The 24045-nt window shown below is 64.4% G+C and carries 28 protein-coding genes; all 28 read right to left on the reverse strand.

Annotated elements, in window-relative coordinates:
* Positions 1 to 2 precede the first annotated feature (2 nt).
* Positions 3 to 551: an integrating conjugative element protein gene (locus ACZK4Z_RS17920; protein ID WP_003158633.1), complete on the reverse strand. Its 549-nt coding sequence runs from the start codon at positions 549 to 551 to the stop codon at positions 3 to 5.
* Positions 548 to 1153: a transglycosylase SLT domain-containing protein gene (locus ACZK4Z_RS17925; protein WP_003158632.1), complete on the reverse strand. Its 606-nt coding sequence runs from the start codon at positions 1151 to 1153 to the stop codon at positions 548 to 550. The genes ACZK4Z_RS17920 and ACZK4Z_RS17925 overlap by 4 nt, the downstream gene beginning before the upstream one ends.
* Positions 1135 to 1872: a TIGR03759 family integrating conjugative element protein gene (locus ACZK4Z_RS17930; protein ID WP_003158631.1), complete on the reverse strand. Its 738-nt coding sequence runs from the start codon at positions 1870 to 1872 to the stop codon at positions 1135 to 1137. The genes ACZK4Z_RS17925 and ACZK4Z_RS17930 overlap by 19 nt, the downstream gene beginning before the upstream one ends.
* Before the next feature lie 14 nt (positions 1873 to 1886).
* Positions 1887 to 2528 carry a hypothetical protein gene (locus ACZK4Z_RS17935; protein WP_003158630.1) on the reverse strand — a complete coding sequence of 214 codons (642 nt, stop codon included), beginning with the start codon at positions 2526 to 2528 and terminating at the stop codon, positions 1887 to 1889.
* Positions 2525 to 3103, reverse strand: coding sequence for a PFGI-1 class ICE element type IV pilus protein PilL2 (gene pilL2, locus ACZK4Z_RS17940; protein WP_003158629.1), 579 nt, complete (start codon positions 3101 to 3103; stop codon positions 2525 to 2527). The genes ACZK4Z_RS17935 and pilL2 overlap by 4 nt, the downstream gene beginning before the upstream one ends.
* Before the next feature lie 233 nt (positions 3104 to 3336).
* On the reverse strand, positions 3337 to 5616 hold the full coding sequence (locus tag ACZK4Z_RS17945; protein WP_003158628.1) for a helicase-related protein: 2280 nt from the start codon (positions 5614 to 5616) through the stop codon (positions 3337 to 3339).
* A 137-nt stretch (positions 5617 to 5753) separates the two neighbouring features.
* A complete protein-coding gene (locus ACZK4Z_RS17950; protein ID WP_003158627.1) occupies positions 5754 to 6065 on the reverse strand; it encodes a hypothetical protein in 312 nt (103 codons plus the stop codon).
* 100 nt (positions 6066 to 6165) lie between these two features.
* Positions 6166 to 7287: a DUF6094 domain-containing protein gene (locus ACZK4Z_RS17955; RefSeq protein WP_003158626.1), complete on the reverse strand. Its 1122-nt coding sequence runs from the start codon at positions 7285 to 7287 to the stop codon at positions 6166 to 6168.
* A gap of 64 nt (positions 7288 to 7351) precedes the next feature.
* A complete protein-coding gene (locus tag ACZK4Z_RS17960) occupies positions 7352 to 8002 on the reverse strand; it encodes a hypothetical protein (RefSeq protein WP_003158625.1) in 651 nt (216 codons plus the stop codon).
* A gap of 82 nt (positions 8003 to 8084) precedes the next feature.
* A complete protein-coding gene (locus tag ACZK4Z_RS17965; protein ID WP_003158624.1) occupies positions 8085 to 8486 on the reverse strand; it encodes a hypothetical protein in 402 nt (133 codons plus the stop codon).
* Positions 8487 to 8580: 94 nt separating this feature from the next.
* Complete coding sequence (locus ACZK4Z_RS17970; RefSeq protein ID WP_003158623.1) at positions 8581 to 9279, reverse strand: DUF3275 family protein; 699 nt, start codon at positions 9277 to 9279, stop codon at positions 8581 to 8583.
* Between the two features lie 54 nt (positions 9280 to 9333).
* Entirely contained in the window at positions 9334 to 10248 is a 915-nt protein-coding gene (locus ACZK4Z_RS17975; protein ID WP_003158622.1) for a DUF3577 domain-containing protein, read from the reverse strand.
* A 376-nt stretch (positions 10249 to 10624) separates the two neighbouring features.
* Positions 10625 to 11437 carry a hypothetical protein gene (locus tag ACZK4Z_RS17980; RefSeq protein WP_003158621.1) on the reverse strand — a complete coding sequence of 271 codons (813 nt, stop codon included), beginning with the start codon at positions 11435 to 11437 and terminating at the stop codon, positions 10625 to 10627.
* Positions 11438 to 11716: 279 nt separating this feature from the next.
* A complete protein-coding gene (locus ACZK4Z_RS17985) occupies positions 11717 to 11995 on the reverse strand; it encodes a hypothetical protein (RefSeq protein ID WP_003158620.1) in 279 nt (92 codons plus the stop codon).
* A 94-nt stretch (positions 11996 to 12089) separates the two neighbouring features.
* Positions 12090 to 12827: a DUF5983 family protein gene (locus ACZK4Z_RS17990; RefSeq protein ID WP_003158619.1), complete on the reverse strand. Its 738-nt coding sequence runs from the start codon at positions 12825 to 12827 to the stop codon at positions 12090 to 12092.
* A 212-nt stretch (positions 12828 to 13039) separates the two neighbouring features.
* Positions 13040 to 13432: a hypothetical protein gene (locus ACZK4Z_RS17995; RefSeq protein WP_003158618.1), complete on the reverse strand. Its 393-nt coding sequence runs from the start codon at positions 13430 to 13432 to the stop codon at positions 13040 to 13042.
* Between the two features lie 21 nt (positions 13433 to 13453).
* Entirely contained in the window at positions 13454 to 13666 is a 213-nt protein-coding gene (locus tag ACZK4Z_RS18000) for a hypothetical protein (protein ID WP_003158617.1), read from the reverse strand.
* Between the two features lie 328 nt (positions 13667 to 13994).
* Complete coding sequence (locus tag ACZK4Z_RS18005) at positions 13995 to 14240, reverse strand: hypothetical protein (protein WP_003158614.1); 246 nt, start codon at positions 14238 to 14240, stop codon at positions 13995 to 13997.
* 524 nt (positions 14241 to 14764) lie between these two features.
* On the reverse strand, positions 14765 to 16789 hold the full coding sequence (locus ACZK4Z_RS18010) for a DNA topoisomerase III (RefSeq protein ID WP_003158613.1): 2025 nt from the start codon (positions 16787 to 16789) through the stop codon (positions 14765 to 14767).
* A 269-nt stretch (positions 16790 to 17058) separates the two neighbouring features.
* The gene (locus ACZK4Z_RS18015; protein WP_003158612.1) at positions 17059 to 17499 is read right to left on the reverse strand and encodes a single-stranded DNA-binding protein; all 441 of its coding nucleotides are present in this window, start codon (positions 17497 to 17499) and stop codon (positions 17059 to 17061) included.
* A gap of 73 nt (positions 17500 to 17572) precedes the next feature.
* Positions 17573 to 18100: a DUF3158 family protein gene (locus ACZK4Z_RS18020; protein WP_003158611.1), complete on the reverse strand. Its 528-nt coding sequence runs from the start codon at positions 18098 to 18100 to the stop codon at positions 17573 to 17575.
* Complete coding sequence (locus ACZK4Z_RS18025) at positions 18097 to 18882, reverse strand: PFL_4669 family integrating conjugative element protein (protein ID WP_003158610.1); 786 nt, start codon at positions 18880 to 18882, stop codon at positions 18097 to 18099. Before ACZK4Z_RS18025 ends, ACZK4Z_RS18020 begins: the two co-directional genes overlap by 4 nt.
* A 317-nt stretch (positions 18883 to 19199) precedes the next feature.
* Positions 19200 to 20444, reverse strand: a complete 1245-nt coding sequence (locus ACZK4Z_RS18030; protein WP_003158609.1) for an STY4528 family pathogenicity island replication protein — start codon at positions 20442 to 20444, stop codon at positions 19200 to 19202.
* A 3-nt stretch (positions 20445 to 20447) separates the two neighbouring features.
* Entirely contained in the window at positions 20448 to 21008 is a 561-nt protein-coding gene (locus ACZK4Z_RS18035; protein ID WP_003158608.1) for a DUF2857 domain-containing protein, read from the reverse strand.
* Between the two features lie 15 nt (positions 21009 to 21023).
* Positions 21024 to 22652 carry a ParB family protein gene (locus ACZK4Z_RS18040; RefSeq protein WP_003158607.1) on the reverse strand — a complete coding sequence of 543 codons (1629 nt, stop codon included), beginning with the start codon at positions 22650 to 22652 and terminating at the stop codon, positions 21024 to 21026.
* Positions 22645 to 22893: a hypothetical protein gene (locus ACZK4Z_RS18045; RefSeq protein WP_003158606.1), complete on the reverse strand. Its 249-nt coding sequence runs from the start codon at positions 22891 to 22893 to the stop codon at positions 22645 to 22647. Before ACZK4Z_RS18045 ends, ACZK4Z_RS18040 begins: the two co-directional genes overlap by 8 nt.
* Positions 22877 to 23752 carry a ParA family protein gene (locus ACZK4Z_RS18050; RefSeq protein WP_003158605.1) on the reverse strand — a complete coding sequence of 292 codons (876 nt, stop codon included), beginning with the start codon at positions 23750 to 23752 and terminating at the stop codon, positions 22877 to 22879. Before ACZK4Z_RS18050 ends, ACZK4Z_RS18045 begins: the two co-directional genes overlap by 17 nt.
* Before the next feature lie 42 nt (positions 23753 to 23794).
* The gene (locus ACZK4Z_RS18055; RefSeq protein ID WP_003158604.1) at positions 23795 to 24007 is read right to left on the reverse strand and encodes an AlpA family transcriptional regulator; all 213 of its coding nucleotides are present in this window, start codon (positions 24005 to 24007) and stop codon (positions 23795 to 23797) included.
* Positions 24008 to 24045: the final 38 nt, after the last annotated feature.

Raw genomic sequence — 24045 nt, forward strand, 5'->3', positions numbered from 1 at the left:
CTTCATTGCTCGATGCCGGTGGCTGTGATCAGCACCGGGTAATGTCGCAGAGCCAGGCGCTCGGCCAGGTCGTCACCGGCCACAGGCGCGAGGGCTACGCCCGGCACCAGGGCGCGCAGCCGTGCCAGGCCCTGCACGGTCTCGACGTTAACCACCAGGCCCACCGCGCCGCGCTGGCGCAGCGAGGCCGCCTGACGACGAAGCCAGGCGCGGGACGCCTCGTCGTCGCCGATGACCACAAAGGGCCGCAGGCCCGGCGCCTCTATCACCCGCCGCGCGACGGTGCCAGGTGTGAGCTTGGCACTGCGCACCGGCAACATCGCGGCCTCGTCCATGGGCGTGGCGGGCACCGGGAGCATTGGGATGGGCGGTCGGGCCGGCGCATCGGCGCGCGGCTGAAGGTTCAGAGCCTCGTAGTACGGCAGCGCCGACGCGCCGCCACGGTCTTCGACCACGATCAGCGGCTCGCCGGCACGCGAGGCCAGCGGCAGAGCCGCCAGCAGCACGAGCAGACCCTTCAGCGTGAAGTTGCTCAGAGGGAGGTTCGTCATGGGGATGTCTCCTGGCGCGCAGCGAGGGCCGCGGTGGTTGGGTGCGTGCCCTGCACACGGGCAAGGTGGCGCGACACGCTCCGCCTGTAACGGGCGGCAGGTTCTCCGCCCGCAGGACGGTGGTAGCGACCGATTGCCAGCAACCAGTCCTCGCCAGTGGTGTGCTGCTCTTTCAGGATTTCAGCGGCGATGGAAAGATTGCGGTACGGGTCGAGCAGGTCGCACGCGCTGGCGTAGCGCTGTTGGTGGTAGCCGAGGTTGATCTGGCCAAGGCCCGCGTCGATGCGCGTGTGCGGCGTGGCGCGCATCGCCTGCTGCAAACCGGCGCAGGCGTCGGCGCGTGTTGCGTAACGACGCGACTGGCCAGCGACGTTGAGCGACCACGGCCACGGGACGATGCGTCCATTGCGTCGGATGCCGCTCTCTTGCAAGGCTACGGCGTAGAGCACCGTCGAGGGGATGCCTGCGCGCTGTGCGGCAAGCTGGTAAGCCGGTGGCGGAAGCTCCTGGGCATGGGCGGCGCAGGCGCACAGGCCCGCCGCGATCACCAGTGCGCGCAAGCACTGCGAAACGGAGGTGGCCACTATGGCTGGCGCTGCCATTGACCGTTCACCTCGCGCACGACCGCAGGAAGGTCTCCGGGCAAGCTCAGCGACAGCCACCGCCCGCCATCATGGTTGAGCGTGATGCCACCGCTGCGCACGCGCGCCGGATCGACGTTCGCCCGCTTGGCCCAGTCGCGGATACGTGTGTCGTCCTGGCGGCTGCCGACCATGTACAGGTCGAACTCGGTACCAGAGGATTGCAGGCGCTGCACGAGCTGCCCGCAGGCCGCGCAGCCGTCCTTGATGAACACTGCCGTGCGGCCTGAACCGCGCAAGGGATTGGCGCTTGTGCCGGTGTCGGGCTTGTCGTCAGGCAGGTTCACCCGCTGCATGCCGGGATTCAGGCGCTGCCAGGCCTCGTCGTAGGCACGCTGGTAGGCGAGCAGCTTCTCGACACGGCGTGCCTCGATCTGTACCTGCAGCTCTGCGTAGCGGAGCCGTTCCTCGTCGGTGCGCGCCTCGATGCCCAGGGCGGACAGCGGGTCCAGGTTGGGTGAGTAGATACCCAGCGGCCCATCCATCAGTTCGCGATAGCGCGCCCACTCCTGCGGTTGCAAGCCCCAGTCGCTTGCCACCCGGTCGTCCAAGGCGCGAGTGACCAGCGGACGCTCCTGGCTCTGGGCATTGCCGGCGGGGGCCGTGGTCGGTTGCTGCGCCCAAGCGGACAACTGGGCAGACACCAGCAGAAGCGCGGAAAGGATAATGGCAGGCTTCATGTCATGTCCTCAGCTCAAGGGATCGCCACGCGACGGGTCTGGTCGCCGGCCTGAAACACGGCGGAGTTGCCCTCGACCGCCTGAAAGCGCCATGGGCCGAGCGAATCGCCGGGCAGCAGTACCTCAAGCTGGTCGGGCGTGAAGTCCCCGCTGCTCGGCGCGACGGACAGGCTGCGCTGGCCGGCGCGAAGTTCGGCGCCGACGATGCGGAACGGCAGTGGCAGCGGTTCCGGCTTGGCGTTAGGCCTGCGCGGTGTGCGCGGCTGAGCGGGTGCTGCGGTGCGCGCAACGGTCTGGCGCGTCTTGATTTGCTCGACCTCCGTGCGCAGCGCCTGAAGGTCGTCAGCAGCGGCATAGCCGCTCAGCGTTGTCTCGACCTGGGCAGCGCGTGCTTCCAGGAGTTCGCGGGTGTCTTTAAGGTCTGCCGCCGTTGCGACGGTTGGACGCTGCTGGATGGCCTCAATGGCCTCGGCCAGACCTACCGCCTGCGCTTCGAGACGTTGCAGGCGGGAATTAAGCAGCTCCTGGTCGACCTGCTCGTTCACCGCCTGGTAGCCGAGAGCGACGAAAACGCTGAGGCCGATCAGCCAGAGCCACATCAGGCTCTGCAACATCATGGCGGTGATCGGGCGACGGGGAGACTGCGCGGCATTCATGGCTGGCCTCCCGAAACCGAAGGCATCAGCGGAAACGTCTGCACCGCCTCGGCAGCAGGCGGTTCGTGTTCGTGCTCGGCGGTCGCACTGCCTCCAGCCTGCTCAAAGCAAATCTGCCGTGCCCGGTCATTCGCGTGCAGTTCCCAGGCCGGGCCAGCCAGGGTAAGCAGCGCATCGCGCAAGGTCATGGGGCCAAGATGCAGGTGCGCCGCCGGCAGCGGCAGCGCATACAACTCGGTCACGGCGTGGGCCATCTCGCAAAGCTGGTAACCACTGCGTTTGAGCACATGCCGCAGGCCATCGCCCACCGTGGCACGGGCATCCTCCGGCATGGACACATCGATGGTCTGCAACAGCAAGTCACGCTGCGCTGCCGAGGGTGCCAGCTCAACCAGCGTGTAGCGGCCATAGCGCACGACGGGAATGAACTCGGGTGCCTCGGGTTGGGGAACGGAGGCGATTTCCTCTATGGCGTCTGGTGCCAGTGGCGCGGTCGTGGTGGCGCAGCCGCTGGCCAGGGCAGCGGCCAGGAGACCAGCGCCGACCAGACGCCGGGATACATGGATGGCGGGCATGGCATCGGCTCTTCTGTTGCGATGCCGATACATTGGCGGCGCGATGCCGTGCGGTCAGCCAGGAATGCGAACTGGGTGGTGCCCGGTTTGCTGCCTTGGGCAAGCGCTCGGCCTTCACGGGAACACTTTGGAATGAGAGAAAAACGCAGCCCCGCCCACGAAGAACGCGGACGGGGCTGCAAGGTGGGAAGAACAGAAAGCCGGCGGCGCTAGGCCGGCTTGTGGCGTGGAAATCAGGCGGTGACCAATTGCCGGGCCAGCGCCACTTCGACGGAATCACCGTCCTGGTTCAGGACATCCAGCCCCGATTCGGGCACATCGCCCGAGGTGGACTGCGAGACCATGATCTTCTTGGCCATCAGTTCCAGGCAGGTCATCTGCGAGGAACCGGCATAGCCGAGGTAGATCACGCGCACGGGTTGCTTCTGCCCGATGCGCCAGGAGCGGCGTGCTGCCTGTTGGAGCGAGTACACGTTGTAGCCACTTTGCATGAACACAATCGTCGGGAACTCCAGCAGGTCCAGCCCCGTCTTGACCAGCTCGGGATTGGTGACGAGCACGTCGATGCCACGGTCCAGTTGCTCGGCGATCCAGTCTTCTCTGCGGCTGGCATCCACGCTTGCGCGCAGCACCGCCACCTTGAAGCCTTCCTGCTCCAGCAGCCCCTTCAGGCGCGACGTGGTATCGCGCGTGCCGGTATAGACCGTGTAGGCCAGAACCTTGCGGCCCTGTGTCTTCTCCTGCCTGCAGATCTCGATCAGCTCACGCTCCTTGGGGCTGATCTCGAACTCATTGAACTGAGCCGGGACAAACGCCAAGGTGTTGCGCGTGCGTGGATGCACCACGGTCTCCGACCGGAAGCAGCAATCCGGCCAGGCCAGCAGCACGTTGAGCACCACCCCCAGCAAGGTCGTATCGCGTCGCGCCAGAGCCTGTTTCAGCTCTGCGGTCAGCCGACCCGCCAAATCGCGGTAGGCCGCAGCTTGCGCCACGTCCATCTGGACTTCACGAAACTCCTCGTCATACGGTGGCAGGACGTTGCCACCGATGTCCTTGAGCTTGAGAAATATGGTGAACGGCAGGATGCAACGCAAGACCCCTTTCGGGCCGAAGCCGGGAGCCTTGACCGTGCGCACCGATACCTTGGTGCCCTTGGCCGTCTTGTGCGCCGTGCCGGCGCTCTCGGAGTAGATGTCCTTGAGGACGCCGTGATCGCGCATGAACGCCATCGCAGCCGAGGTCATGCTGCCGCTCGTGGTCGGGCGGTAGCCGTCTTCGATCATCCGCCCTGGCAGTGCCCGGAACAGCAGGTAGAACAGATCATCGCCGTAGCCGCCCATCAGCGTGCCGGTCAGCAGCAAGGTCTTGCGAGCCTTCGCCGCCAGCACGCCCATGGCCTGGCCCTGGGCACTGCCACCGTTCTTGTACTCGTGCGCCTCGTCGGCGATGAGCAGGTCGAACGTGCCTTGCGGCAGGTAGCGTTTGATGAACTCGGACGGTTGGTAGCCGCCCTCGCCAAAGCCAAACTCCATGTTGGCCATCGCACGTTCCATGCGCGTGGCCTGACGGTCGGAAAACACCAGCTCGCCATTGCCGTCCATCAGGTTGATGAACTCGTGGATGTTGTCACCCAGCATCGAGGCCAGGAAGCCGTCACCAAACTTCTGCATCAACTTCTGCGCGGTGACTTCCCCGATGGTCGGGATGCGCTTCAAGGCTTTGAGGACGACAGAGGACTGGTCACTGCCGGACAGACTACGCGGGCGGATCAGCGTCCACAGGGGCGCGGCGCAGTGGCTGCACTTCCTGCGGGACTCCTCGGCTTCGAGCGAGATCGGGTTGACCGGTTCGCCGTCGAGGTCCGTAATGACCGTGCCGCAGTTCGGGCATGCTGCCACGTCGCCGTGGCGGGTGCGCCGCTGGGTGAAGACCGGCTTCCAGTGGAACCCCATCCGCATCCGCACGCGCCCCAGGACGAAAAACTCCTGGCCCGTGGGCTGCACACCCAACTGCTCGCGCAGCTTGATGAGCTTGACCAGCGTATCCGGGCCATTGAGCACCCAGACCTTGGCGCCGGCCACCGTCTCCTGGATCTCGCGCCGCCACTTGTAGACCAGGTGGGGAGGCGAAAGTACCAGCGTGCGGCGGTAGCCTTCGGCGTTGAGCACCGCGGCCGTGGCGATGCCGACGGTCGTTTTGCCGCAGCCCATTTCGCCATTGACGATCGCAGCGCGTTCGCCTTGATCGACCAGCAGCTCGGCGGCAGCATGGACAACGTCGGCCTGGGCCTGGAACAGCTTGCGCTTGAGGCTGGCAACGACGAGTTGCCGCTGTGCTTGCGCTTGGCCGGTATAGACCGGCGGGTTGGCGCGGTTGAGAGAATCAAGCAGTTCGTCGCCGAACTCGCCGACAAAATCCTGAAGGCTCAGGGTCAGAGGGGATGATTCCGCTTCGAGCAGTTCGCCCGGTACGGGCGCTGCATTGCTGGCGGTGGTGTCGAGATCAACGGGCATGGTGATGCTCCATAAAAAGAATGGGGCATGCACCACCCCAGCGGGGCGATGACATGCCCCGTGGTGGGAAGAGAGACGGCGAACCGTCGGTGGTTGGACAGTACAGGCACTCCTTGGCCTGCGGTGACAACTCGCGGTCAGTACTCGTTGGGCAGCAACAGCGTGGTGACGCTGCGATCCCATTCGGTGATGATCCAAATCTTCAGGCCGGGTGTGACCTCGTAAGAAGAAAACAGACGATCCTCGCCGGACTTCAGCGCGGCATCGTTCTGCCGCCTGTCGCTGTCGTCGAGGTCGCCCCAATCGCCGCCGAGGTGGCGACGCAGGTAGGGAGTCGGGTTGAGCCGGCCCTGTCGGACCAGGTCATCGACGCCGCAGGTCATGACCACCTGGCCTGGCGAGAAGCGCAGGCTCGGTGTTTGGCTGATGGAAAGTGCTTGGGCTGCCATGGAAGGCTCCTGGATATGGAGGGGCCACGGCACCCCATCGGGGCGACTGGACCCCGGTAGGTGGAAAAATCGACGGCGAACCGTCGGCGGTGAAAAACAATCAGCGAATGGTCAACACCTCGCCCCGTGTCGGGGAATCAGGCGTCATGTCCCACGCGCGGATGACGGGAACAAACTTGTCGGTGAGGATGCGCGTCTCGGCGATCGAGCCGTCTTCGCGCTCGGTGAATTCCCGCTGGAGCGTCTTGTCCTTGTGGGTGTCACCTTTGACGACGAGCACGCGCCCCGTCTTGGATTGCACGACTCCCGAGATCGCGCCTGCGGCCAGAGCCAGGGCGAGATGCCAGTGGGACAAGGCCCGCGCCGGTGGACGTAGCGTCTGCTGCGCGGCCCCCAACTGCGTATCCCGCGACGGCCAGAGGCCTTGCAGTCTGCCAACCTCATCGGCGAACTGCTCCGGCTCCATCGTCACGCGGAAGAAATGCCCCGGCTCCGCCGGGCTGGCGGGGACGATGTACGGCAGGAACGGCCATTCGCTCGGCAGCTCCTCGGCTTCGATTTCGCCAAGCCCAATCTGCAGCAACAGACTGCGCACGGCCTTGACGGCATCGGGTGTCTGCTCACGCTGACGCACCCGTCGCCCGAAGATCACCACCTGCTTAAACTGCGTTTCCACCGCTCGATAGATCCGCAGGTCGGTGTAGTGGCGTGTCAGCCAGCCGACCAGCTCGGCATCGAGCACGTAGCCGGGGACGATGAAGACCAGCACGCCGCCGTACTGCAACAGGGGCAGCGTGCGCTGGTAGAACAGCTTTTCGAGGCGGGCTCGGCCCTGACCTTGATAGCCAATGTTGCCGTTGACGTCCTTGGACAGGTCGCCATACGGCGGATTGAGCCAGAGCAGACCGAAGGACTGCTTGGAGATCATCGTGTCCATCAGGTCCGCGTGCAGACAGTGATCGACCAGACCACGGGCATGGCGCGCCCGCTCTGCGTCGAACTCGACGGCGAACGCCTTGGCATGCTCGCGCCCCAGGGCATGAGCCGCTTCAGCGATTGCCACGCCTTCGCCGGCGCAGGGATCGAGGATGCACATCGGCCCATTGGATTCAGAGTTACTGGGCATCAATGCGTTGAGCGCTCTTTCGAGCGTGGGTTCGTCGGTCGGGAAGTACCCGTTTTTCACGAAATTGCGGGCGAGCCGCGGGAACATGAGAGCCATGGAAGTCTCCTGGTTGGCGGGGATGATTGGCGCAGGCACGCCTTGGCGTGCCTGCGCAGGTGGGTCAAGCCGCTACCGTTTCCGGCGTCCAAATCTTGGCCGGATAGGGATAGGCGGTGAGCACGTCACTGCGGATCAGCGAGCCGAGCGCCTGGGTCAGCGCCGGCACGTCGATGGCGAGCCGATGGCCCACCAAAGGCCCGAGGGCGAACGGCAGGCGGGTCAGCATCTCGCGGCTTTGCAGCAGTTCCAGCACGGTTTCGCGCCAGTGGTCGAGCAATGGCAGTGGGCAGGTGTCCTGCACCAACGTCCACAGGCGGTCAAGCCGGTGGTCGCTATCGCGGGGCAGCAATGCCAGTGCGCTGGCGTTGGCCTTGTCGGGCTTGACGCAGCGCCGATCGAACAGCCACACGTTGGACAGCGAACCGAACAGCGTTCGCCGGTAGGCGCGGGTCATGCGCTTTTCCAGGCGATCGACGTTGCCGACGAACACCGGGACGCTGCCGCCCTGGTCGGTGATGACGTGGAACTGCTCCAGGCCTTGCTCGTCACGCCCGAGGGTCAGGCGAGCAAGGAACTGCTGGACGGCGGTGTCCCGCGCCCAGATCGACAGGAAGATCAGATTGCCCTGGTCATCGCCGACGCAAGCGTCGGCCATCACGTCCGGGCATTCGTCGATGCGATACAGCGTGGTGGAAGAAGGGTTTGCGGGCATAGTGGTGTCCTCGGATAAGCGGGAACAGCAGCGCCGCTGGGGCAAGTGCTGCCCCTTGGGGTGGTAGGGCAAACGCCCTGGCTCAGGCCGTCAGCGTCGTAGCCGGGGCTGCTTTGGGTATGCGCCTCTGCGCGTGGTAGGCGCGAACGCCTGCACGCCAGTCGGCGGATTGCTCCGGTGCGAGATCCAGATAGGACAGCGGGCACGAGTAGTAGTACGGGTGCATGGATTCGTCCAGCGGCTTGTAGCCCCACTGGCCGCCGCTGCGTTGCAGCAGATCGCAGCGGATATAGCGCAGGGACTGACCTGGCGCGAGATCACGATGTACGCCGTCGGCTTTGGCCGTCACTTGCGTAACAGACCAGAGGACGTTGCCACGCAGTGCGTGGGCGATGACCTTCACGCTGGTGCGCTCGGTCTCTTGCGGTGTGATCAGTTCCGCGATCAGTTCAGACCGCGATTGGGGGGAGAAATACCAGCCCATGAGAGGCCTCCGGGAGAAATGAAGCCGGAGGCTTCCCCCGAGGGGAAGGCCCCCGGCGGGTGGGTGAGGAACACCGCAGATGCAGCGTTCCGTACTACGCGGGTTGCAGTTCGGCCTGGCGGCTCCACTCTTGCGTCTTGAAGTCCAGCGCATAACCCAGTTCGCTCAAGCGAGCGATCTGCGCGCGCAGGGTGCGGCGGTCGATGGTCGAATCCAGTTTCACGGACTCATCCAGCGGCCACAGCAGGCCGAACAGCGCGGCATCGCCCTCTTCGGTACTGCCGGAGGCAGTCGCCGTAGCGGGCGTCGGCGCATCCACACCAAAGGGGGTGGTATCGACCAGCGGGTCTGCGGATGCCTGCACAGGTGCGGGCTTGGCGGGCCTGGACGTTTTGGCTGGTTTGGCTGGTTTGGCCGGCGTTACCGCAGGCTGTTCGCCCAGCTCTTCATCAAGTGGATCGAGGTCCTGAGTGGCGAAGCTGCGTGCCTCGTCACGGCTCAGTTTGTCGATGTCGTAGAGCGTCATTCCGTCCAGACTGGCGCGGATTTCGAAACGCATGCCACCACCGACCGGGTAGGACTTCGGGAAGATGTACCTGATGATGAACTCCCCGTCGTACTTGCCTTCGGGGTATTGCTCCAGCTCCGGGTCCTTGACCTCGAACGTACCGAGGTGCGTGGCGAGGCGACCGACGGTGAAGGGGCCGTTCTTGCCGCGAATGGTGCGCAGCGTGAGTTGGCCGGGGACGACAATGGGCGAAACCGATTTATCGGATGCCGATGTGGCTGCCATGATGGTTCTCCTTAGCGATTGGGAAAACGACAAGGCCCGCGAGGGCCTTGCCGATCAGAACGAATCAGCCAATGCCGGCTCCTGCTTCTCGACTTCACCTTCGGGCTCGCGCTCGGCGGGCTCGGCAGGCTGATCGGCAGCGGGGCCGGCGTCCTCGGCTTCGGACGCGGATGCGTCCTGGGCTGGCGGCGTCTCGGCTTGCGCGGGGCTCGTCGGATAGACCTTGGTGCCGTCGATCTTGATCAGGCCGATGTGGATCAGCGTCGATTCCAGGCTTGCGGCCGGTTCCCCAGCGCGTTCACCCTTGGTGCGGATGTACGGATCGATCTTCATGTCGTTGAGACGGAAGGCGATCAGCACCTTGCAGTCCCCTTCGATGGCCTGCACGCACCGGCGAACCAGATGCTCGGCTTCAGGGGTGGTAACGATGGTGTCGAAGTACCGATACTCCGGTTCATCGACAGGCCCGGCCAGCGCGGCGACGGTGCAAGAGAGGAACGGGTCGCCATCTTTGGGCGTGACGTCCTTCGGACGGCTGAGGTAGCCGATGCCGCGGGTGATCAGCTCGTGATGCCTGATCGAAGCCAGTTCGGCTCGGTCAAGTGGCTCGGCCTTGAGCAGTCGCGCCTTGAGGGACGCGGCGGCTTGGCCTTTCTGCTCGCCCTTGTCGCGGATGTACGCATCGCCCCACAGGTCGCCGAGGCGAAAGCGCACCAGCGGGCGCTGCTTGGGATCGTCAACGCCGATGCAGCGCTCGACCAGCTTCTTGGCCTCGGCACCCGAGACCTTGACATCGAAATAGCGATAGCTGGGGTCCTTTGCGGAACCGACCAGCGCGGCGATGGTGCATGCCAGAAAAGGCTGCGCACGGCGGCCGCCCCGAACAGGCACTTCACGGACACGCTGGATGTAACCGATGCCCGAGGTGTGGAGGTCGAAATACGATTTCTCGTTGGACGTGGTGCTCATGGTGAATCTCCATAGGGATGAAGCGGAGACACGCCAGTCCCACGCTGCGGGGAAAGGTGCGTAACCCCGCGATGGGTTGATAAGGCGAAAGCATCCACCACCAGAGACTGGTGGCCGCTCGCGGATGGATGCGGTGCGAGCTGGCTCGGTCACGCAGTGGGAGCTGCGCCGCAACCTCGAAGACCGATGGTTGCCTGGCATGTCGCTGACAACGTCAGCAGGCATGGGCTCAGCATGGCCTCGCCTCGCGCGCGAGGCAGCCATCAATCGGCATCCGGGCGATTCCCTTTGATGAATCTCCCAGGCAGAAAAAAGGCCCTCCTTCCGAATGGAGGGAGAGCCTGTGGGGGCATGTCGCCTGGTTTTTTTCGTGGTGTCACGCAGGTACAGCGCGGCGCCGTCGGGACGTCTCCGCGCCGATCACGCTCACATCGATCAGACGCCAGCGTCCGTCGTCGATGAGCCGCTCCAGCACTTCGCCGAGCATGTCGAAGTACACCTCGTCGTGCCGATCGACCAACTCGCCGTCGCGGCGCAGCTCCACCGCATAGGTATCGCTGCCGCGCTGGTAGAGGATCGTCACCTGGCCGGCGAACTTCGCGGTCGAAACCGTGAAACTGATCGCCGGGGGCGTTTCGATGATCCTGGACGGCTTCGGATCGACCCAGGTGAAGTCGTGGGCGCCCGCATCGACCAGCATGTGGGTGATGCGCCGGAACCTGTCGGGCGCCGGCATTTCCTCCAACTGCTCGATGAGCTGACCCAGTTCCATGCACTGCGGCTCGGGAATGGGCAGCTTGGCCGGCGCGGAGCCGAGGATGTGTGTCTTGACGGTGTAGGGAGTGCCGTCGGACATCATCTCGGTGCGCTCTTCTGGCGTGTCCGCACGCAGGCCGTCGAAACGGCGACGGGCATAGGGTTGGACATGCACCTTGGTGCCCTCGCTGGGAACGGTGGTCACCAGGTTGGGATCGAGTACCGCGAACTCGCTGGGCTTGAGCTTGACGACGATGGCGTCTTTGCTGGCTGCTACCACCTTGCCGTCGAAGGGCTGGGGATCAATGACGAAGCCCAGTGTCGAGGACTGTGGTTGATCATCGAACACGCGGTACTTGAACGATCGCACGTTGCGCGGCACATGGCCTGCGACCAGCGAAGGCATCAGGGTCTTGATGAGAGAGCGATCCATGTGAATCTCCTTGAGGAAGAACAAGGGATTCCCGCCCGCAAGGGAGAGGTCCCTTGTGGGTGAATGGGCGCGATGCGTCCGTAGGAAGAAACAACCAGCACGGTTTCCCGCGCTTGCAGCCTTGAAGGTCTTGGCTGCCTGGGCATGTGTCGGCAACGCCGACGAACATGGGGTAAGGATGGCCCTTGAGTGAGCGGCCTGCGCTCAGCAAACCGCACCGCGCCGCACCCGCTTTCCTGCGCCGGGACAAGAAAAGGCCCCTCGAAAGGGGCTGGGTGGTCAGGCTTGGTACACGAAGTAGTGTTCGCGCTGACGTGGAAAGAACACGTGCTTCCACGTGTCGCCGCCGGTGTTGCCACCGTCGAAAACGACCATTTCGTAGTCGTCAATGTCGGTGTCGGCCAGATCGGCGCTGGCGATATGGCGCATGTGCAGCGTGCCACTCAAGCGCTCGAATACCAGGATCTGGCCGATGGCGTCGTCCTGGCCCATGGCGTTGACGCAGGCTCCAAGCTGATGCTCGAAGTCGCGTGCGGGCGAGATGAGGTCGGGGAACATAAAGTGCTCCTATGAAATTGGACCAGCCCGGCTCCTAGAAAGGAGACGGGCTGGCATGGAGGGCAAAGAGGAAGGTGGGCTCGTGGTGTGTTTGCTAGGACTCGGCCAGCGGCAAGCCCGGCAACACGGGCGCGTCGGCGTCGAGGATGAGGATGCGCACATCGGCCTGGCCAGCCAGTTCCAGGATGTTCGCCAGGTCGTCTGGCATGCCCTTGCTGCGGTGCTCCTGCCGAAGCTGCTCGGCGGTGATGCCATCGGCGTGCTCCAGGTTCTGGTCCGTCCAGGGCGTTGAGATCAGCTTGACGCCGATCGCCGGGCTGTACGGAACCCGAAAGGCGATGAACAAAAAGGCCTCCGGCGTGGCGAGGTCCGCCAGATTGGCGAGGTACTGGCCGGTTTCCTGGCTGATGTGCGCGCTGCTGATTTCCCAGCAGCGGCTGTAGTAGCCGGTCTCGAAACTCAGGCGCTGCACGATTTCCCGCGCGGCCTCGACCGAATAGCTGTCACCGACGTGGATCAGGCGATCGTCGAAGTCCTCGCCATGAATGGCATAGACCACGGCACCGATCACGCCTTCGCCGTTAACGCCCTCATCGGCATCGCATTCGGCCAGCACCTCGGCGCTTATAGGTTCAGAGCCGTTCGTGACCACCGCGAAATCGCTGGTGACGATGCAGGAAGATGAAATCAGTTCCTGGTCGGAAAGATGTTGCTGGCTCGGGTGGATATTTCGCCAGACATGCGGGCTTCCGTCCTCGTAGCTGATGGACAGCGTGCGGACGATTTTCAAGTTCCAGTAGCCGCGAACAAAGGGATTGGGATTCTGAGACATGGGAACGCTCCAGATTGAATAATGGAGCCAATTCCCGCCACCGGGAATTGGACCCAGTGGGTTGAAAAGGGAAAATGCGTCAGTCGGCGCTGATCGTTGGCTTTGATTCAGCCGCTTTACGCTGGGCTACGGAAAGGAAATCGAGGGACATGGCCGTGTGGACGCATGTCCCTCGTGGGGAACGAAAAGACGGGGGTGTGCCCGAAACGGGCTCACCAGCCGCTGTAGTTCACCATCAAGTCGGCGATGACCTTGCGGCGTTGCAGATCGAGGCCGTCGAAGTCCGACAGCCCGTCGAAGTGGCAGCGCTTGAGCATGGCACCGCCCTCGCGCGCGTTGTAGAAGCTGACCATGGCGGACAGGAACATGCGTTCGCCGCTGCTCAGGACGCCGAGGGCATCATTGAGCAGCAGCATGTTGGGACGCAGATCCCACTTGCTCTTGGCCTGGTTCAGACCTTCACGGGTGCCGTCGCCGAACCATTCGGGGCCAGCGATCTCGGCACCACGCTTCCATGCCTCGAAGAAGGCTTGGGGCGCGGCAGCGAAATGCTGCTCTTCCCGCATGATCTGATCGACGACTTCCTGCGGCAGCAGTTGATTCATGGCGTGATTCCTCCAGTTGGATCAGGGAATGGCGAGCTGGGACCAGCCGCCTCTTTCGAGGGCACGTTGAGCCGCCGCATGGCTGCGGAAGTACTCGTGCGATTCCCGCGAAACGGGACCTTCGGTATCGCGCGTGCCGATGTAGTGGCCGGCGGCGCTTTGCAGGACTTCGAGCGGCAGGAACTTGCCGCAATAGGTCAAGGCCAACTGGCCGAAAGAGGCTTTGTGGGACATGGGTAGGCTCCTTGGAAAAGCGAGGCCTTGTCCCTCACGGGATGGCAGCTCCCGCACGTGGTGGATAAAAAGCATCGGCGTCACGGGGACGCGCGTCCGCAGACTTGATGCGATACGGACTGGCGGGTTACGCGGGAAGAACCCACGGCAGCCTGGAACCCATGGCTGCTGGCATGTGCTGACGAATCAGCGAACATGCGGGCAGCTTCGTCCGGGAGCCTCGCTGCGTCAGTTGGAAAACGGCAATCGGCCCAGCCCGGATTGATGGCGCGGAGACAGAAAACCCGCATCGAGTGCGGGCTGTCAGGGGGGGCGTGGGTGCGTTGGCTCACTCGGTCTTGTCGCCCAGGACATACTGCTTCCACAGGGCGAATGCCTCGTCCTGTCCCAGTTCGGCCAGGACCACAATGGGTTGCGTTTGCCGCGCACGCAGCGAAGCGAAATACGCCTTACGGTCGGCGATGGCCTTGAGGTTGATGCCATCGATAAACAGCAGCTTGCCGTCCTTGATGAACAGCACCTTGTTGCCAAGGTCGCGCTCGAACGCGGCTCGTACTTTCTCCGGTTGTTGCATGCGTCGGTTTCCTGTTGCTGTGGCCGGCCCTTGGATCGGAACGTTGATCGACGAGACAAAGGAGCCGAAGGCTCGCTGACCTTCGGCTCGGGAGGAAATAACCACCCGTGGGCTGTTGCAGGCCCGGTCGTCGCTCGAACCGTCTGCTCATCAGCAATCACACCCGGCCCATGTCGTGGCTGGGGCCGGCATCGTCTGGCGCACATCCGCGCACAAAGGGAGCCCGTTTTTGCGCCGGTGGGCACCGGCACTGAATACCGCTGACCACAAAGGGTCTCCGGGTGGCTCGCGCTGCCAGGCAAGCCATCGGGGGACCACTTCGCAGTGGGCGGGAGAAACACAGACCAGCAGAACACGCGGGAGGCGGTTCGCGGAAAAACTACCTTCAGGTCCCGCAGCCGGGGACGGCTCGACGGGACGCGCACACGGACAAGAAGGCGTTGCGCGCTGGGCGACCCGCAGGGGCGTGCGGGACACGGGCCACGCCTTTGAAACAGGGTGCGGCCCACGGGAAACGGAGTCGGTTAGGCGCCTTTGCGGCCGCTGCTACGCGAGCGCGAAGCGCCACGCTTGGGCGGACCAGATTCGACCGGCAGCGTGCCTTTGCAGTCGGGGTAGCGACTGCACGACCAGAATGGACCGCTCTTGCCGGTGCGTTGGCGCGTCGATGCGCCGCACTGCGGGCATGCTGGTCCATGGGCAAGCTTGATGGACAGGGACATGCTGCCGTACTGCGCGATCAACTGCGAAATCCAGGCGGCCTGCTTGCCAATGAACACGTCCAGCGTGAGCTGACCAGCCTCGATCATGTCGAGTGCCTGTTCCCACACGGCGGTGGTGCCGGGGTCAGCAATCGCCGCAGGCACGGCATCGATCAGCGTGAACGCCGCATCCGATGCACGGATGGAGCGTCCCTTTTTCACGATGTAGCCGCGAGTGATCAACCCGCTGATGATGTTGGCCCGCGTCGCCTCGGTGCCGATGCCCGTCGTGTCCTTCAGCTTCTGCTTCAGGCGCGGGTCGGTCACGAAACGCGCAACACCCTTCATCGCCTTGACCAGTTCGCCCTGCGTATAGGGCTTGGGTGGCATCGTTTTGAGTGCCTTGATGTCGGCCCCAGCGATCTGACATGCCATCGCTTCGCGCAACGCGGGTAGCACCTGGCTGCGTGCAGAGGCGTCGGCGTCCTCATCAGCGCTGCCTTCACGTTCGGGCTCGTCCAGCACCAGGCGCCAGCCCTTGACGACGACCTGCTTGCCCGTAGCCACCAGCTTCTGCTGGCCGCAGGAAAGCTCGGCCACGGTGCGGTCGAACTCGTGGTGAGGGAGGAACTGGGCCAGGTAATGCGCCCGGATTAGCCGGTACACGGCCCGTTCCTTCTCGCTCATGACGGAAAGATTCGCCGGTTCGAGCGTCGGGATGATGCCGTGGTGCGCTGTGACCTTGCCGTCGTTCCATGCACGCGAACGCTGGGTGCGGTCGAGCTGACCCATGATCGGGCGCAGCGACGGGTCGGTCTTGAGCAGGCTGTCCAGGACGGTGGGCACCTCGGCGAACATGCTTTCGGGCAGGTAGCCGGAGTCCGAGCGCGGGTAGGTTGTGGCCTTGTGCGTCTCGTACAGGGCCTGGGCTATCTGCAATGTCTCCTGTACGTCCAGCCCGAGCTGCCTGGAACAGACCTCCTGAAGCGTCCCCAGGTCGAACAGCAGGGGCGGGCCTTCGCGCACGCGCTCGGTCTCGACCGACACCACCTGGGCGCTGCCCGCAGCGCGAATCTGCTGCGCCGCCTGCTGGGCGACCGGCTGTTGCAGGCAACGACCGGCGTCGTCGGTGCAGCCGTCGGGCGCAACCCACTGCGCGGAGAAAGCCTGACCCTCTGTGGACAAAGACACGTCGATGGCCCAGAACGGCGCCGACTTGAAAGCCGCGATTTCGCGGTCGCGATCAACGACCAGCTTCAGGGTCGGGGTCTGGACACGTCCGACCGACAGCACGCCGTCGTAGCCCGCCTGCCGCCCGAGCAGCGTGAACAGACGGCTGAGGTTCATGCCGACGAGCCAGTCTGCCCGCGAACGCGCCAGCGCCGAGTAGTACATCGGCAGCGTATCGGATGATGGTCGCAGCTTGCCGAGCGCAGTGCGGATCGACGCATCGTTGAGCGCCGACAGCCACAAGCGCTCGATGGGGCCACGGTAGCCGCACAGGTCGATGATCTCGCGGGCGATCAGCTCGCCCTCGCGGTCGGCATCGGTGGCGATGACGAGATGGGTCGCCTTCGCCAGAAGCGCCTTGACGACCTTGAATTGCGTGGCGGTCTTGGGTTTGACCTCGACCCGCCACTGCTGGGGAATGATGGGCAACTGCTCCAGCGACCAGCGCTTGAGCGCCGCGTCATAGACCTCGGGTGCTGCCGCTTCTACGAGATGGCCGATGCACCAGGTAATCGTGACGCCGGAGCCGTTGAGGCAGCCTTCACCGCGCTGTGTCGCGCCGAGAATCCGACCAATATCCTTGCCCTGGGAGGGCTTCTCGCACAAGAACAGCCGCATATCCGTCCATCCGATTTCCGTGGTTCATTGAGTTGCTGGAATCGAGGATGCCGGTCCCCACCAGGGGCAACAGCAAACAAGTCGCAAGCGGTGGCGACCACTTTCACGGGATGGAATGGCTGGGGCGGAGATGGTATGCAGCCGGGGTGTGCGGGCCGGGAGCCGCGATTTTCGGGAGCACGTGGAATCCGGTGGACGTAGATGGAGCTATCCCCTGGGGATAGCTCGCGGGTGCATGGAGCGGCGAACAGTGGCCGACCCATGCCGGGTCACTTCCTACGCCGCGGCTCTTTTGGCGCAGCCGGTTCCTGGGCGGCCTGGGGCTTTGCCTCCGCATCCTGCGGCTTCGGGCTGAGGGTCACGGACTCGATGCGAAACGGCAGGATGCCGACGCTGCGCGCGTTGATCTGCCAGGTTTCGCGCGGCTGATCTTCGTTGTCCGTCCAGGGCTCGCGCTCCATGCGGCCGACGACCAGGATGCGCATGCCTTTCTGGTAGAGGCTTTTCCAGTGCGCGGCGTCGCGGTGCCAGATTTCCACGGGCGCCCAGAAGCCGCCGCGATCCTCGAAGTCGCCGCCTTTGGTGGGAACGGGGTTGTCGAAATACACGTTCAGCCGCAGCAAGCGCCGCGGCTCGTCGTTGCCGTTGGGGAACTCCCGGTATTCGGGCGGGGAGCCAATGTTGCCTTCGCCCCAAAAGTGCGTGCTCATGTTGCAATCTCCATGGTGGTTGAAATACCCGTGCCGCGTCGGCGTCGGGTGTGTGCTGGGGTGTCCGGTGCCATCACCGATCACGCATTCCAGGTGGGATGGACTTGAGCCGGCGCAGGTAGGCGTCTTCCGCCACAGCCGCCTTGCTGGCGCATTCCTGGGCCTGCCTGCCCAGGGTGTGCAACAGGCTGATCTGCATGTTCAGCGTGATGCGCTGAAGCTCGATCGCGTGCAGCTCGGCCAGTAAGTTGACCGGCGTGCCGGTGCTCGCCATCAATTCCTGCCACAGGGCTACGCCCATGGCTGAGCGGTCGTGCTTGCGCCAGCGCAAAAACGCCGTTCCTGCGCCAGTGGTTTGTTGGGCCAACTCCACGGGCAGCAGGTGGAAGGGATGCCCGACTGCCTGTTGCAGCACCTGCCGCTGAGCCAAGCCAATCAACTCGTCGCGCATGGCGAAGCACTGGCTGGCCCAGGCCTCAAGATCCCCCTTACCCTTAAAAGGCTTTAAAAGGCCTTTTAGAGAGGCCGCGTGTTCCAGCTTCACGAAGGCAGCCTGTTGCAGGCCCTGGAAGTAGCGGGGTTCGCGGTTCGGATCGCTCATGCCTGCTCGCCCTTGATCTCGCCGACGCCGACCTCGGGCACCGCGCCGGTGGCGGCCTCGTCGTTGGGGGCAGGCGCTGCAGCAGGACTCTCGACACGCTGTTGCAGGCCACGGCGCACGATGGGCGGCGCGAACTTCGAGCGGTGCGTGCCTTCCAGCACGTCCTGCGGCAGTTCGCCGAATTTCTCCAGCGCCGCCCGTGCTGCGGCGTTCTTTGACACGAAGTCGTCGCGCGTACAGCCCGAATAGCGGTATTGCTGGGCCAGCGAGAACAGGCTGCGCAGTGCATGGGCGCCCTCGTTGAGCCAGCGCTCCAAGGTGCTGCGGTCGATGAGCGCCGTGTGATGGGCGAGGATCAGTTTGCGGGCGATGTCGTCGTAGTCGGCCAGCAGATAGACGGCGGCAAAGCCGAGCTGCGCATTGACGAACAGCGGCAACTTGACGGGTTGCACGTTGAGGTTCTCGCCCAGGCTGAGTGCCGGCGGTACGCTTGCCAGCGCCTGATCCACCTGCTCGCGCAGCGCTTGCAGCGTGGTCTTGGTCTGGTCGAGCTTGACCTCGATGCGCAGCATCCACCAATCCGAGTACGGGTCGTCCTGCTCCGAACCGCGCCGCATCTTGTTCATTTGGGCGATGTAGCCGTTCAGGCCGACGATGCCCGGTCGCCCCTCGGCGGCGGCACGGCCATGCCAGATGCGCGAAGCGTGGTGGGTGTGAAGCGTCAGCGACATCGCGCTGCGCAGGGAGCCGAGATTCAGTTGCAGAGATTCATTGGTTGCCATGGTGTCCGCTCGTTGTGGGGAAAGGAGCGGTCAGCTTCGGCAGGAAGCGGAAGGCCGTCAGTCAACAAACCGAAACCTGCCAGACCCCGGTTCAGCGCGTGGTGGCCGCCTGCGGCGCGAGCTATCCCCAGGGGATAGCTCCAAGGAGCGCCAGCGAACGCTGCACGTCAGGATCAGGACGGACAAGGCCGATGCTGCGGCAGATGTTCGAGGCGAGGCCTGCGACTGCACGGCATCCGCCCCAACGGTGGAACTATCCCCAGGGGATAGCTCTACTGGCATCCATGGGCGTCCACTTCACCGCCTTGCCGGCCTGCTCACTTGCTGGCGAGCAGATTTCGCAGCCGCTCGATGTGCTGCCTGGCGACTTCTGGTGGCACCGGCTTACCCTGCGTTTGGGTCGGCGGTGCGGGTGGTGGCCGTTCGTTTGGTTGAGTGGGTGCCGGTGGCGGGTCTTTCTTTGCCCAGGCATTGAACTCACCGTGGATGGCCCGCTGGATGATGCCGAACAGATACCCTGCGGGATTGCGGATGCCGGGGTTGCTACAACGCGCGGCCCATTCGTCCAGCACGTCCTGCCTCAGCGAGGGATCAACTTGCTGCAATGCCACCTTGGCACCCGCCTGCTGTTCCGCCTTCAGTTGTGCAAAGCGCTTGGGCCATTGCAGATCGCCCAGCGCGCGCGCCTGCGCAGTAGTACGTATTTCATTAATACAACTACTACGTACTGTACGGGCCTGCTTCGGATTCCGAAGAGAGACGTCTGGCGCGGGTTTCAGCCCTGCTTCGGAATCCGTAGCGGGTCGTTCACGATTCCGAAGAAGGCTCGGAGCCCCTTCTTCGGAATCGTGAATGGCGTCTTCCTGTGGATAACTTTCGCAGGCCGTGGGGTTCTGGTTGGCGAGACGTTCGGCCATCACCTGCAACCGTGACGGGAGGGTGCGTCCGGCCAGTAATGGGTCTTCGCCGATTTCCTTGAGCGTGTGCAGGCCCACGATCTGCACGGCCTTGGCAGAATGGCCGAGCGCCTGGCTGACGAGTTGCAGGTAGTCCGGGTCGAGCTGCATGGCCTCGAACGGTGTCAGGGGTTCGTCGTGCAGCACGTACAGATTGCCGAGGATGCGGCCGGTCTTGGGGTCGCGCCGTCGCCGAACCAGGCTCAGCCAGCGGGTCAGGCGCATCAGTGTCAGCGCCCGTGCCACGGTTTCATGCGAGGCCTGGCCTGCGCAGGGCATGGACGCTAGCCAGGGGCGCAACTGCTCGTAGGTGGGAAATGCGGTCACGCCATCGTCGTTGAGCATCAGTCGGAACACTTGCCAGGCGTTTCGTTCCAGCGGCGTCAGGCGGCGGTCGAGGAACAACTTGCGTGGCACCGTCTCGTGCCGGTTGCCACTGAACAGGAAAGCATCGCCGGAGGTGGGCGTGGGCGACTGTGCAGGTGTAGACGCAGGTGCGCTGGGGGCGGGCTTGGGCGCAAGGTCTTTCAGCGCAGCATCGAACAGTTCTGCCAGTGCGATGGGGCCTTGGCGTAGGGCTCGTGGTGCGGTGTCGTCCACGGCCATGACTCACGCCAATCCCTGATCGACCCAGCTCTTGATCGAGGCCCAGACCACCGACAGAGGCAGCGACATTCCTTCGGCCAAGTCCATGGCGGCATCGAGGATGGAAGTGTCATCTTCGAGATCGACGGTTCTGCTGTTGGTCACGGCCTTCCATTGCCGCCACAGCTCCGTGTCCTGCTCCTCGTCCAGCACGGGGTGCCGGCCCTTGCGCTTGGGCAGACCGAGGATTTCACGGCGAAGCGCTACTTCCTGATGCGTCAAGCCATAGAACTTGCTGACCATCTCCGTGCTCGCGCCCAGCCTGAGCATGCGATCGACCGTGGCGATTTCCTTCTCCACGTCCTGCGCCTGCTGGAGCAGCCGCCGCAGCACTTCGCGGTTGACCGTCACTGAGCACCAGGAGACGTTGGCGTTGGCCAGCACGCTGATCAGCGCAGGATGCTTGAGGGCGTCCAGCTCTGCCTCGCCAAACCCCATCAGTTTGCAGCGGCGCAGTTGCCCATTGCGCAGGTCATAGAGGGCCTGGGCGATGACAGCCTGGTTGAGCGGGTGTGCTGTGGACATGCTGGCCTCCCTCGCTTAGGTTCCAGAGTCCGCAGCGCCGGCTTCGAGATCGAGCAGGCGGCGGGCCAGTCGCAGCAGGCGGAACAGCTTGACCAGCGCGGTGTCGCTCAATCGTCGGGTTACGTCGCCCTGGCCGTGCAGCAGCGCCGGCAGGTCGATGACGAGTTGCCCGTTGTCCAGACCGACGTCGGCGGGCTGCTGACCGGCCAGGCAAGCCAACAGCGCATGGACGGCACGGCCCTTTGGCGCCAGGCTTGAGGTATGGGCACGGCAGGCGAAGCCGATGCCTTCTGGACGGTCATCGATGCACTCGCCCAGGTGTGCCTCGCCCGCAATCTCGCGGGCAAACTGCGCGACGTGGATGCGCAGGTGCTCGGGTGTGTCCAGGCCGGGGGCGATGTACCAGACATCCGAGATCGGATAGAGCCCACCAGCCTGCACCGGGATGGACTGCAAGACATTCGCCGAGAAGTCGTGCGGCAGTGCATCGCCCAACTGGTCGGCGACCATGCGCTGGATGGACTCAAGCCGTTCCGTTGTCGGCGCCGGCGAGACGATGTGCTCCTGAAGCCGGTCGCCATCTGTCGCCGGGCTGACCGCGTCCGAATGACTGGCTTCCGCGTCGCTCTCGCCCGTCGAGGGAGTTGCCGTCGGCCTCGCAGCAGGTGGCGCAGTATCGGCAGGTGGGCGCGCAATGGCCTCTGGCTCTGGCAGGGCAGGCGGCGTCGAGGGCGGCGTCGGCTCGCTGACCAAGGCGCGCTGGCGGCTCTCGGATTCGGTCATGTCCAGAGCGAGCACGTCGTAATCAACACCCAGCAATTCGGTCATCTGGCCGATCAGCTCGTCCTGTATGCGCTGCGCAGAGAACTCGTCGGCCTGGACATCGAATTGCGACAGCACTTCCTGAAAGAACTCGTCGAAGTCCTGAACCAGTGAGCGGCCTTTGGCGTAATGCGCCCAGGTGCGCTCGCAGGCCTTGCGCATGACCGACAACCGCTCGACCTGGTGACGCCCCAGGCCGGCGTAGAGCACGGTCGGGATTGCGGGCAGCAGGTAGCGTACTGCGTCGGCCATCCGGCTGATGTGCGACTGCTGCACGGGGTATCCGTCGGCGGCCAGGCGGCGGGCCAGCTCGGACTGGCTCAGGGTGGAGCCGCTTTCCAGTTCGTAGAATTCGCGCGCTTTCTCGACGCCCAAAGCCCGCTCGATGAAGGTGAGGCCACCGCGCAGTTCGTTTTCCGCAAGATGCCCGGTGAGCGCGACGATCTCGCCACGCTCGGGCCACGGGCGGAACAGGCATGAGACCCGAAAAAATCGTTCGTCCTTGGTCTCCGACCAGAGTTCGCGCAGGATTGCCAGTCGCGTGTTGCCGCCATTACGGATGATGTAGTGATCGTCGCCGGGCCGCCGGGTGATGGCCGGAGCCGCGTCCAGACCACGCTCGCGGATGGATGCCTTGATTTCCTCGTACACCGGATTGCGCTTCTTGCGCGGGTCGTGGTCGTAGGGGCGCAATTGGTCGAGCGTCACGACCATGGGCGTGTCGGCGATCGGGTCGCTCAAGGTCGTTGCTGACGGGCCGCTGCGCTCGAACCCGGACGCAAGCAGTTTGCCGGCCATCTGCTGGGAAGTGATCTCAGTCATGGCCGCCCCCCTGCGCTTGGGATCGGGTCTCGCGCTCGGCGCGACGGATCTGCGCACGGGCGTTGAGGGCTGCCCGGTGATCGCTGGCCGTCGAACTGGTGTAGATCGCGGCGCAGCCTGACTTGGTGAACTTGAGGTGACCGCCCGCCGTGCGCTTGACGTGCCAGCCTTCGCCCACGGCGAACTCGATCAGGGCGCGCAGCCGGCTGTGACCTCGGGCCAGTTCATGTGCGTTGGCCATGGGGCCTCCTGGTATCAAGAGGCTGTGGCGGACGGCCGGACACTGCGGCAAATCGATCCTGCCACTGCGGGAGCAATTCGCCGGCAAGATCGCGCATGGTGGCGAGCGCGGCGGGAGCGACTCTGCCCACTGGCTGGCGGTACTCGACCCGATGCACCGGCAGGCCGCGCGTAGCAGCACGCGGATAAGCCTCAATGGCCGGCACGTCGGTAGCCAACACACGGATGTCAGCATGGTCCTGGAACAGATCGCGCAGCGCCTGCTGGATCAGGCGGGCGTTGGCGGACACCGGATGGACGCGGTTGATGAGCAGATGCAGCGGCGGCGGCGCGATGCCCAGCTGCCGGTACGGTGCAATGTCCTCCAGCAACTGCATGGTGCCGCGCCGCAGCTCGCGGGCGGCGAGAATTTCCGGGGTCACGGGTGACAGTGCGAGGTCGGAGGCCAGCACCGCCATCTCCAGCAGCACCGAGCGCGCGCCCTGGGTGTCGATCAGCACCAGGTCGTAGAGGGGATTGAGCGCCGGAAGCAGATGCCGCAGCCGCAAGCGCCCGTCCGGCGCGTGCAGCAGCAAAGTGTTCAGTTCGCCTCGGTGGTCGTTGGAGAGCACCAAGTCCAGGCCCGCGATGATCGTGCGGGACACAAGCTGGTCGAGGTCGCGCTCGTTGAAGGCCAGCAATTCATAGATACCGCCCGGCGCGCGGTGAGCCAGCTCATAGTATGAGGACAAGGTGGGCTGCACATCGAGGTCGAGCAGCAGCACGCGCAGTCCGGCGTCCGCAGCGAGACCGCCGAGGTTCGCAGCGGTGGTAGTCTTGCCGACCCCACCTTTGGTTGAAATGATGGATACGACCTGCATGGCGTTCTCCGTGTCAAGATGAAAAGTCCGCGGGAGAACGGGTCAGGCCCGGTTGTTGACGCGCTCGTCGATCCACTGATCGATTTCGATGGAGTCCCAGCCCACGGCGCGCACGCCCAGACGCAGGGCCTGCGGGAACTGGCGTTTCTTCATCAGGTTGTAGATGTGGGCGCGCTTGAAACCTGATTTCGCTTCGACTTCTTCCAAGCGCAGGATGCGGCGCTCGTTTGGCTGCAGTACAGATGTTTGCGACATGGCAGTCACTCCTGAACGCTCAGCGGCGTTTGTTGGCG

The sequence above is a fragment of the Stenotrophomonas sp. 71799_Sma genome, assembly GCF_056482505.1.